Origin of the sequence: Pseudomonas sp. B3G-3, from assembly GCF_028640915.1 — a bacterium.
Classification (GTDB): domain Bacteria; phylum Pseudomonadota; class Gammaproteobacteria; order Pseudomonadales; family Pseudomonadaceae; genus Aquipseudomonas; species Aquipseudomonas chlororaphis_I.
In genome coordinates, this window is sequence record NZ_JAQZAB010000134.1 from 110,235 (window position 1) to 128,687 (window position 18,453).

At 55.0% G+C, this 18,453-nt stretch carries 20 protein-coding genes; 1 reads left to right on the forward strand and 19 read right to left on the reverse strand.

Features of this window, described 5'->3' with window-relative positions; genetic code table 11:
• Positions 1 to 364: 364 nt before the first annotated feature.
• The 4 genes from PVZ80_RS31995 to PVZ80_RS32010 all read right to left on the reverse strand — a co-directional run bounded on the left by PVZ80_RS31995 (position 365) and on the right by PVZ80_RS32010 (position 4,753).
• Positions 365 to 1,717 carry a site-specific integrase gene (locus PVZ80_RS31995; protein WP_202338795.1) on the reverse strand — a complete coding sequence of 451 codons (1,353 nt, stop codon included), beginning with the start codon at positions 1,715 to 1,717 and terminating at the stop codon, positions 365 to 367.
• A complete protein-coding gene (gene mobH / locus PVZ80_RS32000) occupies positions 1,714 to 3,594 on the reverse strand; it encodes a MobH family relaxase (protein ID WP_273865012.1) in 1,881 nt (626 codons plus the stop codon). The genes PVZ80_RS31995 and mobH overlap by 4 nt, the downstream gene beginning before the upstream one ends.
• A 506-nt stretch (positions 3,595 to 4,100) precedes the next feature.
• A complete protein-coding gene (locus tag PVZ80_RS32005; RefSeq protein ID WP_124374139.1) occupies positions 4,101 to 4,457 on the reverse strand; it encodes a type II toxin-antitoxin system RelE/ParE family toxin in 357 nt (118 codons plus the stop codon).
• A gap of 2 nt (positions 4,458 to 4,459) precedes the next feature.
• On the reverse strand, positions 4,460 to 4,753 hold the full coding sequence (locus PVZ80_RS32010) for a type II toxin-antitoxin system ParD family antitoxin (RefSeq protein ID WP_124374138.1): 294 nt from the start codon (positions 4,751 to 4,753) through the stop codon (positions 4,460 to 4,462).
• Positions 4,754 to 4,887: 134 nt separating this feature from the next.
• Between PVZ80_RS32010 and PVZ80_RS32015 the strand changes: the two genes are divergently transcribed.
• Positions 4,888 to 5,238, forward strand: coding sequence for a hypothetical protein (locus PVZ80_RS32015; RefSeq protein WP_124374137.1), 351 nt, complete (start codon positions 4,888 to 4,890; stop codon positions 5,236 to 5,238).
• Between the two features lie 54 nt (positions 5,239 to 5,292).
• Here the strand turns inward: PVZ80_RS32015 and PVZ80_RS32020 are convergent, their stop codons facing one another.
• The 15 genes from PVZ80_RS32020 to PVZ80_RS32090 form a co-directional block, all read right to left on the reverse strand.
• Positions 5,293 to 6,813 carry a conjugal transfer protein TraG N-terminal domain-containing protein gene (locus tag PVZ80_RS32020; protein WP_273865013.1) on the reverse strand — a complete coding sequence of 507 codons (1,521 nt, stop codon included), beginning with the start codon at positions 6,811 to 6,813 and terminating at the stop codon, positions 5,293 to 5,295.
• A complete protein-coding gene (locus PVZ80_RS32025) occupies positions 6,810 to 7,190 on the reverse strand; it encodes a DUF4153 domain-containing protein (protein ID WP_124374134.1) in 381 nt (126 codons plus the stop codon). Before PVZ80_RS32025 ends, PVZ80_RS32020 begins: the two co-directional genes overlap by 4 nt.
• Positions 7,191 to 7,200: 10 nt before the next feature.
• Positions 7,201 to 8,559, reverse strand: a complete 1,359-nt coding sequence (locus PVZ80_RS32030) for an integrating conjugative element protein (RefSeq protein WP_124374133.1) — start codon at positions 8,557 to 8,559, stop codon at positions 7,201 to 7,203.
• 22 nt (positions 8,560 to 8,581) lie between these two features.
• Complete coding sequence (locus PVZ80_RS32035) at positions 8,582 to 9,523, reverse strand: TIGR03756 family integrating conjugative element protein (RefSeq protein WP_273865014.1); 942 nt, start codon at positions 9,521 to 9,523, stop codon at positions 8,582 to 8,584.
• Positions 9,520 to 9,951, reverse strand: a complete 432-nt coding sequence (locus PVZ80_RS32040; RefSeq protein WP_124374131.1) for a TIGR03757 family integrating conjugative element protein — start codon at positions 9,949 to 9,951, stop codon at positions 9,520 to 9,522. Before PVZ80_RS32040 ends, PVZ80_RS32035 begins: the two co-directional genes overlap by 4 nt.
• Before the next feature lie 92 nt (positions 9,952 to 10,043).
• Complete coding sequence (locus PVZ80_RS32045) at positions 10,044 to 10,268, reverse strand: hypothetical protein (RefSeq protein WP_273865015.1); 225 nt, start codon at positions 10,266 to 10,268, stop codon at positions 10,044 to 10,046.
• Between the two features lie 88 nt (positions 10,269 to 10,356).
• A complete protein-coding gene (locus PVZ80_RS32050) occupies positions 10,357 to 11,010 on the reverse strand; it encodes a DsbA family protein (protein ID WP_273865016.1) in 654 nt (217 codons plus the stop codon).
• Positions 11,007 to 11,303 carry a hypothetical protein gene (locus PVZ80_RS32055; RefSeq protein WP_124302063.1) on the reverse strand — a complete coding sequence of 99 codons (297 nt, stop codon included), beginning with the start codon at positions 11,301 to 11,303 and terminating at the stop codon, positions 11,007 to 11,009. The genes PVZ80_RS32050 and PVZ80_RS32055 overlap by 4 nt, the downstream gene beginning before the upstream one ends.
• On the reverse strand, positions 11,300 to 14,287 hold the full coding sequence (locus tag PVZ80_RS32060) for a conjugative transfer ATPase (RefSeq protein WP_435307274.1): 2,988 nt from the start codon (positions 14,285 to 14,287) through the stop codon (positions 11,300 to 11,302). The genes PVZ80_RS32055 and PVZ80_RS32060 overlap by 4 nt, the downstream gene beginning before the upstream one ends.
• On the reverse strand, positions 14,287 to 14,739 hold the full coding sequence (locus PVZ80_RS32065; protein WP_273865017.1) for a TIGR03751 family conjugal transfer lipoprotein: 453 nt from the start codon (positions 14,737 to 14,739) through the stop codon (positions 14,287 to 14,289). Before PVZ80_RS32065 ends, PVZ80_RS32060 begins: the two co-directional genes overlap by 1 nt.
• Entirely contained in the window at positions 14,717 to 16,201 is a 1,485-nt protein-coding gene (locus PVZ80_RS32070; protein WP_273865018.1) for a TIGR03752 family integrating conjugative element protein, read from the reverse strand. The genes PVZ80_RS32065 and PVZ80_RS32070 overlap by 23 nt, the downstream gene beginning before the upstream one ends.
• Positions 16,191 to 17,054 (reverse strand): TIGR03749 family integrating conjugative element protein, encoded by an 864-nt coding sequence (locus PVZ80_RS32075; protein ID WP_273865019.1) that lies wholly within the window; start codon positions 17,052 to 17,054, stop codon positions 16,191 to 16,193. Before PVZ80_RS32075 ends, PVZ80_RS32070 begins: the two co-directional genes overlap by 11 nt.
• A 32-nt stretch (positions 17,055 to 17,086) precedes the next feature.
• On the reverse strand, positions 17,087 to 17,740 hold the full coding sequence (locus PVZ80_RS32080; RefSeq protein WP_124303503.1) for a PFL_4703 family integrating conjugative element protein: 654 nt from the start codon (positions 17,738 to 17,740) through the stop codon (positions 17,087 to 17,089).
• Complete coding sequence (locus tag PVZ80_RS32085; RefSeq protein ID WP_273865020.1) at positions 17,737 to 18,117, reverse strand: TIGR03750 family conjugal transfer protein; 381 nt, start codon at positions 18,115 to 18,117, stop codon at positions 17,737 to 17,739. The genes PVZ80_RS32080 and PVZ80_RS32085 overlap by 4 nt, the downstream gene beginning before the upstream one ends.
• 12 nt (positions 18,118 to 18,129) lie before the next feature.
• Positions 18,130 to 18,453 carry a TIGR03745 family integrating conjugative element membrane protein gene (locus tag PVZ80_RS32090; RefSeq protein WP_435307302.1) on the reverse strand — a complete coding sequence of 108 codons (324 nt, stop codon included), beginning with the start codon at positions 18,451 to 18,453 and terminating at the stop codon, positions 18,130 to 18,132.

An 18,453-nucleotide genomic window follows, 5' to 3' on the forward strand; every position in this document is an offset into this window, starting at 1 on the left:
TTTAAAATCCGAAAGGCCCACGAAAGTGAGGATTTTCGGGTTTTTTTTTGCCTGCAGAAACGTGTGGGTGCTGAGCTGGAAGGTGTTTAAGGCACAAAACATACTTACAGACATGCAGCCGTCTGTGGCGAACCATAGTTTCGAGCAGACGTGATGTCAATATGGAATATTGCATGGCTCAGGAGCGAGCCTGGGCGATTTTGTCAACGGGGGCCTGCTTAGAATGCGTGAACCTGTAGGCATCTAGCGGAATTTAGGTTGAGAGAACCCCTCCAGATCTGGGTCTGTAAATCCCAATCCAGATAGTGTTTTGCTCTGCGCATTCGGTGACCTGTCTCAGCGCCAAGGTCTTAGTAGAACTGGTTCAGCTCCAGTTATACGACTTGATGCCGACCCTATTGATCATCAGTGTGAACAGGACTGAGGTCTCGGATACCTCGTCCAACATTGACGCTGGTGGAATTCCTAACTCTTCCCACCAGGTTCCTGGTCCATCCCATGTCAGTTCGTGGCTTAAGCCGGTCCCCACTGGAAGTATTGCCTGTTCCAGAGTGAAGCGTTCAGAGCTGATGCTAGCGACATGAGTCAGCAGCTTTGATGCCCCAGAATCAATATCTGGTGGAGGCAGTAGCGGCATGGTTTCTGAATCAGCTGGGCAGGCCGGGGCTGCCGCAACCTCTGGTTCTTCAAGGGCGGGGAGAGGTTCAGGCAGAGCTGGAGGCATATGAGCCACCGGAGTCGGCACATGTTCATCCACCCGCCTTTCAAACGCGATTGCACCCTGCGACAGGCTTCGTTCGTGCAGCACTGCCCGCATGTGATCGTAGTCGACCTCGATGTAGCTGAGCGTCGTCGCAATGTTTGAATGGTTCAGCAAGCTTTTTGTGAGGTGGATATTTCGCTCCGGCTGCCTCATGAGATCCGTTGCCAAGGTATGCCGGAAGCGGTGCGGTGTCATACGTGTTCCAATCTCACGGGTCAATTTGCGGTACATCCCCTCCACCTGGTCGATATTCATCTCCCTCGAGCGGTAGTACCTGGAAAACCGATTTACGTTGAACAACTGATCATCTGGCCGGAAGCCAATCTCGTCCGCTGCCTCCAGAAGGCCCAATATGTGAGGCTCCAGACCCGGCATGATCGGGATTGAGAACTCACGATGGGTCTTCTCTGTGTCAGCTTGAACCCTGATCAGCCTATTTTCCCAATCGACGTCTTGGTGCCGTAAAGTCAACAGAGCATTCAATCGAATGCCTGTGTAGTAGAACATTTCGAATACGGTAAGCCAGAACCATGCTGGCGTTATCTGGCTGCGTTTTTTTGTGTAGCGCTCCTCGGCCACAAGGGATTTGAGCCACTCACGAGCTTGCTTGATGGCATCACGGGCTACGGTCTTACTTGCACGTTTTGGTGGGATGACCGTGGTCTTCCTGAACGGGTTTACGCTGGTATGAAGCAGTGTTCCCTGCTCAAGAGCGTAACCCCATACAGTCCGGAGATGGTTTGAGTAGGTGTTCCAGCTTTGTTTGGACAATCCTCGGTCAAGCTCTTTACGTCGCCATCCCAGAATTGAGCGATGGTCGATCGCATCGAGTGAGCTGTCTTCCCCAAAGTGCCGTATCAATGCTCTGGTGGCTGCAAGATAAATCTTTGCGCTGGCGTGTCTCAGGTCGTGGGTGAAAATGTAGTCTTGTGTTAGCTCAAGGGGCGTGTTCATTCCGCTCCCTCCGCTTTTCCCGTCATCAAGCTTATGCTCGCGTTGTCGAAGGGAACCTCAGTAAAAACCGTCAGGGGTTCTTTCAGCAGATATCCCCTCAGCTGTTTGGTGGTTCTAGGGCCAGTGACGTTGAAGGTCCAGATGTTCAGGCTCTTCGCAGTTTTCTGGTGCAACTTCTGTTTCTCGAAGCTTCTCTGGACAAGTTGCCAGGCACTCACATTCTGAGCTTTTGCCTGCGCCTCAATCTCAGGAAACTCCTGCACGTAACGCTTGAAAATTCCAGGTGTGACAAGCATCGCGGTCCCCGATACGGTATGCACCAGTGCTTTGGTGTCATTGATAATGATTCGGCGGGAGACGAGGCCTTTCCTAAGCCATTCAACAAATCCTTTACCCAGCTCGCTGTTGTTGCCCGGTATTGGTGCAACGCCATCGGCAATAGCTACCGCTTCACTTTCAGTCTCGGAAGGTATTACTGGCTGGACGTCTTCCAGGCCAGAAGGCACGGTCTTTGCCGCAGAGGAGTGTTCTAAGTCACTTTCTGGCTGTAGTGGCGAAGTGATGTTATCAAGCAGATTCAGCAAAGCGGCAATCTCGGTTGCATCGCTTTGAGTTTTCTGTGGAAGTGAGCCTTTCAATGGCGCTGGACTGGTTACATGGTGAGGCGTGGTTACCGGTTGCTGGCGAGGCTCGATAGTTGATTGATCGTCCTCTGGAATGTCGATATTTCCGGTCTCAACTTCTACGGTGCCGGCATACACGGGAGGTCGATCGTTTGGGTCATTCCAGATCAGCGCAGGAGATAACTTGAGAAGAGTGAATGTCTTTCTCCAGCCTCGCCCATTGTCGATCGTAGCTTTCCAGATTGCTCTGTCCTGGGCGTTCGTTTGGATCACGCCTTGATCTTGCAGCATATTGAAAAATGGGGCGTTCGAACTGGGGATACCTTCAATGCCTTGACTCAGGAGATAGGCCCTCAGTTCATCAGCTGTCGGTTTGCTCACCAGCCATAGCGCACCCTGATCCAACCATCCATCAGACGGGCCGTCGGGTTGGTTCAGTTTGAATTTGTCGCGTACCAGGTAGCGCAAGCCATCCGCCAGCTTCCGCTGCAGGGATTGTTTTGGTGCGGTGAGTGCTCGTGCAGGATTGCCACCAAGCTCTTGTGCAACAGAAGCCTGATCGGCCTGGACTACGATTTCACCAAGAGTGCCGGCATTCTCGTATTGGCCTGCCAGGATGAAAACTAATTCAGCCCACACCTCAGGGAAACCACTGAGCCAGTCCAAAATATCTGGGTTCAGGATCTGGGCGTAGGTGAGAGCTGCTGCAGCGCCGTGGAGTTTGTAGTTGCGCCCCTTCACATACCGGAAGCGGTATGGGTATTTGATGGGGCCGTGCCATGGGTGCCAGGTTTTACCGCTCTGCAGCTCCACATGCACGTCTACTGCGATTTTGCCGATATCGTGAAGCAGAGCCCCATAAGCGGCTGCCGCTGTCCAGGCTTCGGCCTGGGCTGACTGGGACTCTGGTGGTGCGCCAATTGGCAGTAGATAGGACTGGCGAATTTTCAGTGCATAGGCAACGATTTCCAGGCCGTGATCGAGCATTCCCCCGGAGTGTGCATGGTGGTGGTTCTCCGAAGCAGGGAGCAACTGAACCAGCTCAGCGTAGCGTTCGAGAGGCTTTCGATAGAGATCTGAAAACTGTTGCCGGGACAGCGAAGCACGCTGCCATATGTTCTCCAGCAGTTTTTGCCTGCGCGGTGAATCGAGAAGCTCCGTAGCCGAGCCTGGGCGGATGAAGCCCTGGGGGGATTGCTCTGGTGAAGATAGTGATTTTCCGCGACGGAAGAGAGAGAACATTTCCTGCTCCATGAAAGATCCATGGGGCGGGCTTTTCCACCATCTGATGAGTCCTGTTCAATGGAAAAACAACATCAGAGGCTGAACGCATTTCAAAGGCGATATGACATCATTCAGTTCCTGAGTGATACCTTTGCCCGGAAAATGCATCGTGTTGTGGATTTGCTTTTCTTTGAGGCGGCTCGATGACAGTTAGGCGAGAATGTCTCGCAGGTGTTGATTTATGGGGATAACCCACCAGCGGAGAAAGCATGAGACCAACCAAGATTGAGCTTTTCATATTAGGGGCTATAGCGATCCCGCTAATTGGATTTGTGCTGTACATAGCAGCGCAAATTTTGATCCCCGGGTTGTTCATTCCTACCGGCCAAGAGTGACGTATAGCTCAGTTCTACCCAGGAGAGGGTAACCATGGCCATTTCACCGGCCATAGCCGGCCCTTTCAGGTAGGGCTTTTACCCTTGTGAACCATTCCATTCGCTTTCAGGAGCCATTTTCCTTTTGGGCCATTTGCAGGCTCAGTCCTGGGGGAGATGCAACCTGGCCTCCATGGCGTCGTGCAGTATCCTGACGATCTCGATGACTTGGTCCTCGGCAAGCCGATAGAAGACGATATGACGAGGGCTCTGGACCATGCCATTTGCAGTGGCAGCTCTCTTTCTGGAGTGGACCAGGTGAAAGCTTCTTAATCCGAACGCAACTTCGTCCCTCATGCTGCTGCCAATCCGCGTTGGTACGAGGGCCAGATCCTCGATCGCGGTGCGGATCAGTTCCTGATACCTAACCCTGGCGCCGGTACCGAACTGTACTTGTGTGTGTTTGAGAATGTCCGCGATATCAGAAAGGGCTGTGTTAGTTATCCGGTATTGCGTCATGCTCAGTGTTTCTCGGCAGCTGATTGGGCGGCCTGCTCACCGATGTTTGCCAATAGCTGGCCCAGATCGCCGGAACCCGCGACTTCGATGAAACGACCTTGCTCCAGGTCCATCAGGCCAATAGAGGTGGCGTTTCGCAGAGCTTCAAGTTTCGCCGCCTCCTCGGATTCTCGCTGCTCCAAGAGACGCAGCGCTTCGCGCATGACTTCACTGGCATTCTGGTAGCGACCAGACTTAACCAGGTCCTTGATGACATCCTCGTGATGGGGAGTCAGTACAACATTTCGAGTGGCCATGTTCTTCTCCAGATGGTTGGGAAGGGTGGTGATGGATATGGCATATTATGCCAACGCACTTGCGAAAGCATAATTTTCAGTTTATATCTGATAGCAAGGTGCCTCATCTTTGAGGCTCAACAGGGGCGCGTACAATGACCGCACATACATCCTCAGGACTTGCACATCGCATTGGCTTTGGTCTTGGTCGAGCTGTATCCGTCCTATTTGCCAGTGGTGCCTCGCCCGTGCTCTGGCTTGCGAGAGCAGTGTTGGTTGTAGCAGCAGTGATCTTCATGTTTGCTATGGGTAGCTGGCTGGCTGCTGCTGGCATGACGATTGCCTCTATTGCCACCGTCTTGTGGGCACTGTCCCGGGTGGATTTGACTGCCAACAATCCTGCGGCCAACCAAACAGAGCTGTTCGGAACAGACGTATTCGGACGCAAACTGAACTGGCTGGGCGAGCTGGAGGTCCCTGATCAGTCTCACCATGATCAGAATTGACCAACACCTAGTTTAAGAAGAGGGGGCCATTGGCCCCCTTATTCGTTCCAGCGGTCATTTACCTTTCAGAGCACCAGTTGCAACACCGGCAGCACTTCCTCCGGCTTGTTGCACTGGCTGGGATCCGCGGCTCAGTCCTCCAAGCACGTCTCCTGTTTTGATGCCAGCCCAGCCCAAGGCTCCCACCCAGAAAAGCGGCAATATCACAAACATAGCCCCCATTACGAAGTTGAGGATTGCGTCTTGGGTAGCGGTGTTCAACCCCATAACCGGGTCGAAGCTGAGATGGGGAGAGCCCGAACCATACAAGGCATCGAGAATGGTGCTGTCTACCCATCTGGCTAGTTGAAACCAGAAGTCCACGAAGATCAGAGCGAAGAACACGATGGACATCGTCATTGCTGTGCTCAACTGATATGCGCCGACTACTAGGACCATTGGTATGCTGATCACCATCGCCATCTTCAAAAAGGCCATGATCATAGGGAGTGCCTGTCGAACCATATCCATTGCCGGGAAGTAAGCCAAAGATCCTAAAGCAATCCCAAATGTCCCTCCCGTGCGCGCCATACCATTCCACACAGTTCCCCCGATCTGTCCTCCGTAGTCGGAGTAGACGTCTCCCTGGACCTGGCTGGAAGGAGAAACGAGCTGCCTGATAACAGCCTCATTCACCTCGTTCGGCGACAGCCACTTAGCCCAGCCGAGGAACTTGGTCATCAGGTCCGGATCCACCTGAGCTTGCAGGCGGTCTTTCAACCCGATGCCACCGTCTGACCACCATTGTTTGCATGTCGGATAACCACCGCCTCCAGACACCTCGGGAAGGCCTGCATCACGACTGGCGTTGTATGGCCATGAGGTACGGGGAGTCTTTGAGTAGTCGGTGTTGTAGTAGCCCGAAGTGTTCAGAAAGAAGTGGGAACCAATCCAGTTCAGGTCCTTGAGTGTTTCAGATGTACTTGCAGACGATCCCAAGTCTGGTTGTCGCATGAACAATCGCGCTCGGGATGGCCCGTAGCAGTCATGAGTAAAGTCCGCCACTTCCTGGGCGAGCAGAGGGTTGCTGATGCGGGCATTGTCGACGTCCATTCGCATCTGCCTGAGATCCGTGCCGCACGGAATTGCAGCGACAGCCCCACTGGTTAAACCTTTAGATAGCGCATGCATAAATGCCCACCAGACAGGCATCTGGGCGCTCTTGCCCGCCAAGGTACTGAACGATGTATTCCAGCCCGTATCTGCCGGCGCCGGTAGAGCGTACTGGCACTGCTGTGCTCGGGATTGATCGAACTGCAGAGTGTCAAAGCTGACGTTAACTGCTGGAACGCCGCACAACGCAACGACCACATATCCCACGTAGATACTTGTCTCGATCCGCGCCAGGGATAACACGCCTTTGTTTCCCTCATCGGCACCTTCACCTCGGACTTTTAGCCACTCTTTGATCACGATAATGCAGAAGGGAAGTGCGAAAAGTCCGGTGTCCTGGATCATCGCCCAGATGCCGTTGTTGATCAGCCAACCGACAAGTGTCAGGTAGTACTCCAGGTAGTCATTCGTGTAGAGGGTCACAATCCACCTCCGGGCTGAAACACCAGTTTGCTGAGCTCAATGAGCAACACCAAAAGCACTACCAGGACCTCAATTCTGCGGAGCCGTTTGTACTTCTCCTTAGCTTCTTGTCCAGGGAGGCGTGACTTGAGTTTGAACCAGGCAACCGCTAAGCCTGTGTATAGCGTCAATCGCCACGCCAGCAGGTGCCAGTAGTGGTCGATTCGCCATGTCTGCCAAGCTTCTACACCGCCAAAAACACGGAACAGCACTGCGTTAAGTAAGATCAGCAAAGTGCTGAGTACAATAAGGCAGAGCACGGTTACGACCGTTGCTCGTACAACTCTGCGAGAGATTGAACGGCGAGGATTAATGCCGGCGTTTTGACTATCGGTCATGGCCAGTTCCTCATTGATTGGTCTTTGGCGACTGCAGCTGATTCAGGCGCCCTGTTTCTGGGTCGCCATGGAAAACCCCACGAGAGTTCTCTGCTCGCGCTTTCTCTCGTTCAATGATTGCCATTGGTGAGTTTTTAGCGAGCTGCTGTCGCATCTCCAGGTCGAGCTTCAAGTTCTGAATTTCTTGCTGCAGATCTGTGCTTTGTTGGTTGATGGTCTGAACCGCCAGGTTATTGGCCGCGACATTCGGTTCCTTGCTGCCTGCTAACATCGTCCGCTGCAGTAAAAGCGACTTTTCCAGGACATCCGCAAGAGCCACTTCGGAGGCCAGCCGTTTCGCCAGAAGATCCTGATCTCGCTCATCTTGTAGCGCCTTGACCACCCCGCGGGTAACCGGCATGGAGGTGCTACTTGCCGCGTTCAGGTTTTCAGCTGTCATCGGTTTTGTGCCGTTAAGTAGTCCCTGCAGCGCTTCAAGCTTTTTGTCATACGCCTCCTGAATAAGAGGGGTGAGGCCGACGCCAGCCGCTGTAACCGTTTTTGGGCAGTCGTTGCAAGTTTGTTGCTGTTTCTCTCCAAGCACCCGGGTCGCGAATGCACTTGCCTCGGCAGGTGTGGACCAAACGTTGCACACCAGGCCATTTTTGCAGGTGTCCTTGTTGATCGCAGATGGGTCTCCTGCAGGGCGATTGTTGAGGAGGTTATACCCAGCCTTGGTTACGTCCCCCACTATCTGAATTGGCTTCTGCCCGGAGCCCCCGGCTTGATTGCCGCCGACCCAAGTAACGCCTCCGTTACCTCCCTGGGCCTCTACCTGCTGGACCGCTGCAACTGCGTCGGGGGTTGTGGTGAGTGTTTTTCCCATGGCCTGGCCTTCAGCCAGTTGGCCCCAGCCCATCTGTTCGCCTGCGATATCGGCCATGCGATTCGCCATTGCTCTGCAGGTGCCTTTCGATCGGTCGAAATCGAGACGCGCTTGCAAAATACCGTTGGTGATCAAGTTATAGAGCGCGGGGTTCGATCGTTGAAGAATCAAGGCTGGTAAGGAGGCAACGGCGCCGGTGGCATTTTGAACAACTGAGGTCATGATGTTCTGAAAGCCAGCTGTGGCTCCATTCAACTGGTTTTCCAAGGTGTTGCTCATATTCATGTTTCCGCAGACGAGGTTGTTGCTCCAGCCACCCCCCACAGAGATGCTGTCCATGTTGCCGGCGCTTCCCATCGTGACTGCGCTCCCACCACCGACGCTGTAGAGCACGTCGTCGCCAATCACGCTGCCCGAGGATGAGACGTTGATAGGGTCAGCGGACAAGGCCGACGCACTGGCGAGACTGCAGAGGAGTCCGATCGCGCAAGTTGTGAGTTTCATATCGTGCTCCGTTCGCTGATGTTCATTGGAAGTCTGTGCTGCCTAGAAATGTCTGGCCGCGACGCTGGCAGCAGGAATAAGGGCGCCAAAGGGCCCAGGCGTATCCACCTTCTGCCGCTTGAACCTGGGGGCTGCTATTTGGGAATACCGCGCAGGATTGGCTGAGCGTTGGCGTCAGCTCCTGCCACTTGCCGGTCGTGCTATCGCCTTCTTTCAATTCACCGGCCGGCCAATAGCCGTCCTGAGGTTTTGCGAGCATTGGGAGGTAAACGTGGACCTGGCCGTTACGGGTTGTAAGGTCGCCCGCTCGTTGCGCCATGACTGCGCCTGTCTTGTAGTCATTCGACTGATGGAGGAAGCCGCTGCGCGGATAGATGTTCCCCCAAAGGTCGGCGCTGGCCATGCTTCCCACTTCTCTAAGGCCGGGCGTGAGCGCCTCTGGGTAAACGGCTTCAGGAACGCCGTATCGCCAGGCAATAGGATCAAGCGAGCTAAGGAAATATGGGACGAGTGGAAGCGTGGCGCCTTTGCATGCGTATCCGGATCCACTAGCGAACTGGCTGAAGGTCGCTCCTCCGGGGTGGCCAATTACGTCTGTTTCCTTGAACTTGGCCATGTTGTTTTCGGCGACATGATTGGTCGTACCGTCGTTTCCTCCTTGAGCCATTCCATTCGGAGACCCGAGGCTCGACATCTCACTCCATGGATTCATTCCAGTGTCGGAGTAGGCCGACACCACAGCGTCCGGGACGTAGTGTCGAACCTTGGTCGACGTCCTGACTTTGCAGCCGAAGTTTGTGCAGAACAGCCAGTAGCAGATTCCGACAACCTTGTATTCCAGGCATGTAGGAGAAAGGGTTGAGGAGATGATCGCTGCCGAGGTGATTGCTGCAGATGCCGAAGCTGAGAGGCTCAGGGTGGCGACCATTGACACTGTGCGCAGTAGTCGAGGAGCGAGCTTCATCGATGAGTACTCCGGGCCCTGTCGATAATGCCTACGGCTTTGCTCACATCTGGTTCGCCGTAGACGACGTAACGCCGGTCAATGACCACGGCAGGAATCTTCTCGACCCCAACGCTCCATGCGTCAGTTACACCCTGTTGAGCCGTTACAAGCTCGTTCTGGAGGCGTTTTCCTTCTGGGCTGGCCAGATAGCGCTGCATGCTTGCCGCTGCTTGTCTGGGGTCCGCTGGCAGGCTTCTGGTCAGTTGCTCCTCGAGGCGTTGTTGATCATCGAGGAGGATAAGTCGGACGCCAGCAGGCTTTGTCACTGGGTGTGCTTGATCGGTGATCACCCAGGTTTCGCCATGGGCAAATGCTGAAATACTCAGCAATGCGATCGGCACCAGTCGCAGCAGCGAAAGGCTGGGCTTGTGAAGGATGTTGGTCATGACGCCGTACCTGAAGAGGATTCAGGTACAGCAAACCGGAAGGGGGGGGCTGGTGCAGTAGAAAATAGGATTTCGGGGGGAGGTAGTATTTCTCAGCTGCCAGCAGCTACTGCAGCGGCCTCAGCTCGAGCTTCCTTGATATCCCAGTCATCAAGGCGCTCTTCGAATTTTTCAGCCAGAGTCATTTCGTCTTCAGCTGACTGACCTGTGATGATACCCCCGTTGCGCTCCACTAGCGCCTGGATACCACTATTGATAACAGCCTTCATTTCATTGGAGTCAGGCAGTTTAATGACGTAAGTGACAAACTTGCTCATATCGTTTTTTCCTCAATTGTGAACGTTAACTTGGATAACCTTCCTTTGATTCAATCCCACATAGACAAGGAGTTCTAAGTGGCGAGGACTACTTCGAGTTGTGCGATTTGGCCTGCTGTGCCAGCCAGTCGATGGCTGATAGCAGAGTCACGCCATCCGCTGGGCCTTCAAGCTTGATCGTCCTACCTGTCTCATTGTCCCGGACTACCATACTTGGAGTGGCATTGATGTCGGCGGCAGTAGCTTCCTGACGCTGACGATCAATGTGTATGGCGACCTTTATGTCCTCCTTGGTGCAGGTCTCCAGATCCTGCTGATCGATGCCGGCGAGCTCGAGCTGGCCTTCGAAGCCTTGGCCATTGCTGTGGGTGCGTGCGAAGGCTTGATCAACGGCCTGCCAGAATGCATCCGCTCCCCCCAACTTGCCTGCGCATTCGACCTGCCGGGCTTCTCGTCTCGCCGCGGGACCGTGAATCTCAAGTGGGAGGTGACTCCATTGAAGATTCACGTCTTTCTGTTCTTTCACCCATGTTTTCAGTAACGGGGTATAGGTTTTACAGAAAGGGCACTCCAGGTCTGCGTACTCGGTGATGGTCCAACGAGCTTTTGTCGGGCCATACACCCATGGCCCTTCAAAATATTGTGGCCTCAGTATTACTCCCCTCATGAAGAGAGCACCGATTACTACCAAACCTACAAGGATGGTGATTGAGATCGATCGGCGGTCGGACAACCATCTCATGCTGATGCCTTGGTGGACTTCGATGAAATAAGTGCCTGTCTGCGCAGGGCCTCAAGCAGGGCGTGCTGGGCTGTATCAGGCAGAGGGTGCTGCTGCAGCCAATCATCGAGCACAGTGCGGAGTTGGGACTCGATATCGCGGCGATCTACAGCTCGTATCAACACCTGCTGCAGTTGCTCAATGAGGACCGGGGCACAGACTTTCAGTGCCTCCAAAGCGTCCTCGCCGGGTTTTTGAAGCAGCTGGGTCAGGCTTTCAATCAGATTCTGGGTCAGGGTATTCAGTGTTCTCATGCCTGGCGCTCCAAGGCCGTAGATTGCTCGGGAAAGGTGATGATGTGCGGTTCGATGCCACGCAGACGGTCCAGATCTGCAGCGATCTGTATGGCAGCACCGAGCTCGTCGACGCCAGTTGCCTGCATCACGTCGTAGCGTTGTTTTTTCTCTTCGGGTTCGGTCATTGCCAAGGCGAGATAAAGACTCGGAGGGACCGCACGGAACAGGACCTCCATGCTCTTCGAGAGAATGACCCCTTCGGTGTATTTGCCGCTCTCTTTGCGCGCGGACAACATCAGTGCCTTCTGAGAGGGTGTTAGCTCTCGAAACCTGGCGATTTTTTCCACTTCATCCGGTGGCATATTCAAGCAGATCCACCACTCGATCATGTTCAGCATCGGAGCAGCTGCCGGAGGCAAGTCGTCGACGTTCTGTGTGGCGAGCCAGAACCAGGCGCCGAGCTTTCGCCACATTTTGGTGATCTTGACGGCGTAGGGCGAAAGCAGTGGGTTCTTGGTAATGATGTGCCCTTCGTCAGTCAGCTTGACGATAGGGCGGCCCTTGAACTGGTCGCGTTCAGCGATGTTGTTCACGGTGTTGAGCAGCGAGATGTAGGCGATCGACAACTGAGCGTTATAGCCCTCGCGGGAGTAGGTGGCCAAGTCAACGATCGTCAAATCCGCCTCAGGCCAGGGCGTACCTTCGCGGTTGAACATCTCGCCGTCGGCGCCCATGCAGAACATGTCCATGGCCTCGGCCATCTCCAGCATTCGGTTGCGCCGTGGCTCTGGCATGCCTTCCTGCATGCCGGCTGCACGTAGCGAGTCGCGGACGTCCTGAGTCAACACGGTCCGATTGTCAGTCACACAGTTTTTTGCAGCATCGAGTATGCAATGGCGAATGGCACTGCGGTCGGCGCGAGTCAAACGTGCGTCCTCTTTCTCCTCGCCACCGGTGATCATCAGCCGAGCGACGATCTCCAGCTCGCCGAGGATGTCCCGTTGATCGTCTTCTTGGCTGTCCAGGTGCGCGTCGGATGACTCCAGGTCCTCGGCATCGAGGATTTTCACCTGGTCTGGAGCTTCTACCAACCGAGCGGCATCAGCAAAAGGGGCGAGGCTGACACCAGACCCCGGGGAGAGCTTGATGCGGTTGACGGTCAACCCCAGACGTTGGGCGAAGTCACCTGTCAGCCCAAAGCTGTTACCAGCTTCAACGATAAAGAGGCGCGGGCGGTAGACCGCTATCAGCTGATTAACCAGGTTGTTGAGGGTCGCGGACTTACCAGCCCCGGTAGGACCGAACACGAACAGGTGCGCGTTCATCTGTCGGTCGAGCTTGTTCAGTGGGTCAATCGTCAGCGGCGCGCCACCTCGATTGAACAGCGTCAGGCCAGGATGCCCAGTTCCGGTTGACCGACCCCAGACTGGAGCCAGGTTGGCAATATGCTGGGCAAACATGAGTTGGGTGTACCAGTCGAGTGCTCGCCGCTGGTTCGGGTCGAAGTTACCGGGTAGCCAGCGAAGGTAGCTATTCAACGGCGCAACCTCATCCCGTGGTTCTACCGGTGCCATGCCTGCTCCCAGCAACGCGTTGCTGAGCTGGAGGCTGCGTTCTTGCAGCTGAGCGTGGTCATGTCCTCGCAGAAAGAACGCGACGCTGCCCCTGTACAGTTTGTGTTTTCGACCCAGTAATTGACGTGCGGTCGAAACGTCTTCACGGGTGAGGATCGATGCTTGAGTGTCGCCAACTGCTTTGCGGGACAGTTGCTCTAAATGACCCTCCAACGTGTCTTGGGGGGTAATGACCAGGGTGATGCATAGGATGGTGTCTTCCGGCATTTTGTCGAACAGCGCATTCAGCGCGTCGCCGCCTTTACGGGTCTCACCAGTCAGGTGCCCTGTCTTGGGTGGCTCGCGCAAGCGATCGAGCATGACCACCCGGTGGGGCATGCCATCGAAGTACCACAAACCTTTTTCCACATCGGACAGCGGCTCGCGATAGCAGATGTTTTGCGAAAAGTCGGTGCCGCTGGCGAGCGGCAGTTCGCCGTCCTCAGTGGTTGGAGCTTCGTCGCAGACCAGGTCGTAGAAGCGGCGGATATCTGCATCAGTAGGCCCGAGATGATCGGGGCGTGGGTTGAACCAGTGGACGAGCCAATGACGGATAGCTTGTCCGTCCATTCGCTTGGCCTTGATGCCGGCGTTCGCCAGCCCACCCACCAGGCGATCACAAATAACCTTCAAATATGGAGCCGGTTCTTGGCCACGAACGTCGCTTCCACTTTTGGCACGGCGATAGACTACGATACGAACGCGGCGCTGTTGGCCCCGCCATGGAAGTTGGCTGACTTTAGTGTCTTCGAAGAGGCCGCCCGGTTTGGAAATGGCTTCGAGATGTTGCTTGAATAGCTTCAGGTACAGCTCGGTAAACGCAGTGCCTTTGGCTCGGGGCTGAATGTAGTCGTGCAGCTGCTGAAGGTATCCATCCCAACTGGTTTCGTCCTGGGCGTACATTTGAACGACCCACGGGGAGGTCTCCAGTTCGTCAAACGAATCTTGTAGCGCGTTCTCCAAGGCGTCCCGGGCTTTGCGAAGCCACTCAGGGTCACGTCCTTCGGTGCCGATAGGTGTCAGCTCAAAAAATGCAGCGCGAGAAACCCCGTCCTCGAGGAGCATGGTCTTTTCGCCGGGCAGATAGTCCACCCAGGGCAGCAAATCCACGAACGATGGATTGACGTTGTACAGCTTGGCCACGTCAGCGGTCGTGGCAGGTTTCTGCTTTGGATTTCTCCAGTCATCCGGGGAGGGAATCCCAAAGGCTGCAAGGCGTTCAAAGTATCGCTGCGAGGCTGCCTCAAACTGTTCGGCAGGGGAGGGTTCCGAACTTTTATCTCCATCCATGGTAGCTGCAGCCCCATCGATATCAACGTTGGTCGGCGGTACATCTGGTTCAACGCGTTCGCCATCTTTACGTGTTCTGAGTTTTTCAAACAGTCCCATCAATAATCCTCCGTCCGCTCGCCAGGCATCGCGTACTGCACGCGTTGGTAGAGTGGGAATACGGTGGTGTAGCCAGGCACCGGCGCGGGGTCAGACCCCGCGAGATGAGGGAATACGTACATAACCAGGTCAGGGTTTGGCAGACGTTTGAATTGGCTGTAGATCTCGTTTTGCGAAGTTCTTGTGAAGGTGCTGTTAGCCTCTAGCGACTTGCCAGGGTCCGAATCCAGCGACCTGCGCAATGTCAGACGTGCATCGAGGAGTTGCCGGCTGCCGGCACTCCCGATGGAGCCCGTGGTGCCCTGATCCCAGACATCCAGCATGGTGTTGTCGCCATGGGGCAGCATCTCATCCTTGCTCGTCGAGCAGCCCGGGAGACTTGGGAGGAGCACTGAAATGATCAGGCTGAAGCAAACCTTCGGCCCTAACTTAGTCGAGAGTGGTAGAGGCATGACCGGTTCCAGTGGTGTAGTCGACCTTGCGGCCCTTGAGCTCGTAATCGATGGCGAGCTGTTGATCCAGGTGCACCGCAACCTTCGCTCCTGGTTGCACGTATACGGCTGCAAATGCCTGGCCATAGAGTTTGTTGACCCAACTGGAGACATCGTTGACGCCTTGGCCAATGATCTTGCCCATCGCCTCATTGCCTGAAATCCCCGTTGAGCTGACCGTTCCGCTTGGGGTCGTGACAAAGGAACTACTGTTGCCATCCGATTTGATCAGCGAGGCAGCGCCGGCGCCGGCGGCGGTGATCAGCACCTGCGAACCGATGTATTGAGAGGCGTTGCTCTTGCGTTCACCGCTGATGCACGGAATACCGTAAGCGTCGCTGATCCAGCCCAGACCCCCCTGTATGGTTTGCTGATTTCCACTGTTCTGACTGGAGTTCTGATTACCATTCGCTTCGTCGGCTGGAGCGGGAAGTGTTCGCACGGTTCCGTCGTTGAAGACAAAGGTCAGGCTTCGAATCTGGCCTCGTACACACGACAAGGTCCAATCTCCGGACGCAGTCCCGCTGGCCACGGCCCCTGCTACGTCGGGTAAATCAATGCCATTGGCCGTCAGATTTTCGGGGCCTATCAGAACTTTAAAGGGGTATGGGTCGTTGACTGTTCCATCGATAGGAATTCGACCAATCAGTGCCGACATGGCAACGGACCCCATCAGTGTCGAGTTCTGTGGAAGTGTGTAAACCTTACGTACCTGCTTGCGCGTCTCCTGCGAAGACACTTCGCCGGCAACATTCTGAACACTGGTACTGAGAGCGTTTTGTCCGCGGTCCAGTGTTGCCCCAAAGGATGTCGGGAAGTTAAAACCGTTGGCTACCTGGTTCGAACCGTTCTGAATTGGTTTGCCGTTGGCATCAACTGGGGTGGCGTCCTGAGGTTCTATCCAGACCATATCCAGGCCAGGAGCTCCCTCAAAACCTTGCCCGTCCCCTGGTTGCACGCCGAACCCAATCGGGAGGTCTGCTCCTGCTGATGTACCAGCGATCTGCTTGTTGGCCAACGATTCGTACTGGTGCTTCAACGAATCAACGAGGCTTTGATTTTGTAGCTGGGCCTCCTGTTTGAATGTGTTCTGGACATTTTGTAGCCGGTTATCCACCGTCTGATCGATATTCTGCAGGCGCCTTTGCAGTTCCAGGTTCTGCTGCTTCAGCTCGTCGTTTCCCTTGAGCGCAGTGGTAATCTGGTCTTTGAGCTGTTTGCTTTCCGCGACCATTGTCCGAAGAGTGTCGCTGGCCGTGTCACCATCCACGCCGAGCTTCTTGGCTTGTCCTTCGGTGAGCTTTGGAGTTCCTTCGCCTTGTTGTTGCTGGGGAGTGGATGAACCGAACATCTTGAACATCAAGACAATCGCCAGGATAGCGAATGGAACGACCAGGAATTTCAGGAGAGGATTATTCTTCACGGCGCCCTCCCTTCGGATCGATTTGTCCGACCCTCGACGGCAACAGCGACTCAGCTAACCCGTGGCCGCGAGTTACGAGATAGGTGGTAGTGGTGTCGCTGGCATCTCCCTTCACCCCAAGATAGGGGTGCTGAAAAGTGGCAGCCACGAAGTCGCCCATCAATTCACGAGGATCCAGCGTCAGGTTTTGGGCGCTAGTGTTTCGAAGTTTCACAGCTGTGACCCAGTAGCCATCCATACGCCAAGCCCCCAATGCCGTAGCTTCGACAGGCAGGGTAGGGAGTAAGGTCGAAAGATCGAGGCGGCGGTTGAGATTGACCTGGGAAATTCCGGCAACTGGCTCAACGGTGCGAAGGGGGGCATACAGCATCTGGGCGGCATAGCGAGTGATGACTACCGGTACTGGGGTTTCACGCCTTACGGCAGGAGAGTCCTCGCTGGACTCCTGAACTACCGATTCTTCCTGGGAACGATTCTGTGTCGATTTCTGTGTTGCGTTGACCTGGCCATAACGGCTGCTTTGCTGCTCGCCGGCAACGATTCTTACGGGCTCGAGTGCCGCTTGATTCGCTTTGCCAATGCTGGCTGCAATATCGACCAACATGATCTCGCCTGAGGTCATGTTTTGCAGCTGCAGGCGGGTAGGCTCGATAGGTTCGTTGGCCAACAAGTAGATGGCACCGCCTGTGCTCTGAACCCGTAGCTTTCCTACCAAGGTGCGCGGATGTCCGACGCGCACGTTCTGGTCAACGAAGACAATGCGTTCTTGTCCCACAATCAAGGGTACTGCTAGAGGGATACGTTCCCAGCGTTGTATTTCAACGGCCTGAGCGTATCCAGTTAGGCTGGCCATCAGGATCAAGCCATATATGAGGGGCCGCACGATTACTTGCCTCCAGATTTCATGGGAGAGTCTGGGACCTCAATACGCTGGGGGTTACTGCTGTAGCAGTTCCATGTAAGGCCGAAGGGGTTTTTTTCCGGATCGGTGTCGGACCGAATGATGTGTAACGGATACCGCGCAAAAGCGCGCTTTACGCGCTCGCCGCCGTAATATTCGTCCGCGACAATGTCCAGGCTAACCGTCCAGTCGTTAATGCTGTGTTGTTCGATATGCTGTTCCGATGCGTCGTCGATACCTCGCCCGGGAATTTCGGAAACACCGCGTTCGCGTTTGCGGAGCTCTCCGCTGTTACGACGTAGTTCGAAGTCTTTCTCCAGGTACGTTCTGCAACTGGGTGTTAGGTAGCTGGCTAGTCGAGCAATGTTGTCCTCGTAGTCCGTCTCCCCATCTGATGTCCAGCGGTTCATCTGCTGAAAGATATAAAGACCAAACGAGTAAACGGACTCCGGCGGGATGTCCCACCATTTTCGCGTGCTGCCTGAACGAAGGTCAGGCGGAACATGAATGGTCAGATCGCGTGGCGCGCTTTGCCACCCGTAAGCCATGTACAACCCCAGGCAGATCAGTAGACCAATAACTAGACGTAGGCTGAAGATGTGAGCCTGCTGTGAATCAACTTTCTTGCGATAGCTCATGCACCCTCCGTGCGACGACAGGTCCACGCGCCTGTGCGTGTGATGAGATGAGATGAGTTCCAGGCCGGGAAGTGGAGGGCAACATTCAGTTGGACTTGGCGGTAGACCCAGGTATCGGGGCGGCCCCGTTTCATGCGCCGTAAGACGCGACTGGCGACGGTCAGTCCGAGCACTCCGCCAACCAGCGCGCCGGCGATGATAAGTGCCCACAAATGAGTGAGGATCGCGACAGGGATGCCCAATACGAGGCCGGACCCTGCGCTTATCAGGACCGTGCCCCACATTTCGTCGGCGGTCAGGCCACCCATCACCACTGGTTGGTTGTTGAGGCGCACGGGTAGGAAGCTCAGCGTACCGTCTTCAAGAACGTCAGCCATGGTCATTCCTCGTTACAGAATGCCGGTGGCTTTGGTAACCAGATAAATGCCGATGCCTAAGATGCCAACACCCACTGCTGCTGTAGATCCCAGGTCACGCCATTTTTTCTTACCATCATGGATCTCGTGGTACACACCGAAAGCGTGATAAGCGACACCCAAGAACATGACCCCTAGTACGATCAAACCGAGCAGCATGAAGCCGTCGTAGGCATAGTTCTGCATCGTTTGAGTCATGTTGGTCCCTTCACCGCGAGTAGGGGCCTGTGCTTGAGGCAGAGCGGCCGTAGCGATTTGGGAAAGGCTGATAGCAGAGCTGATGAAAGAGAACTTCAT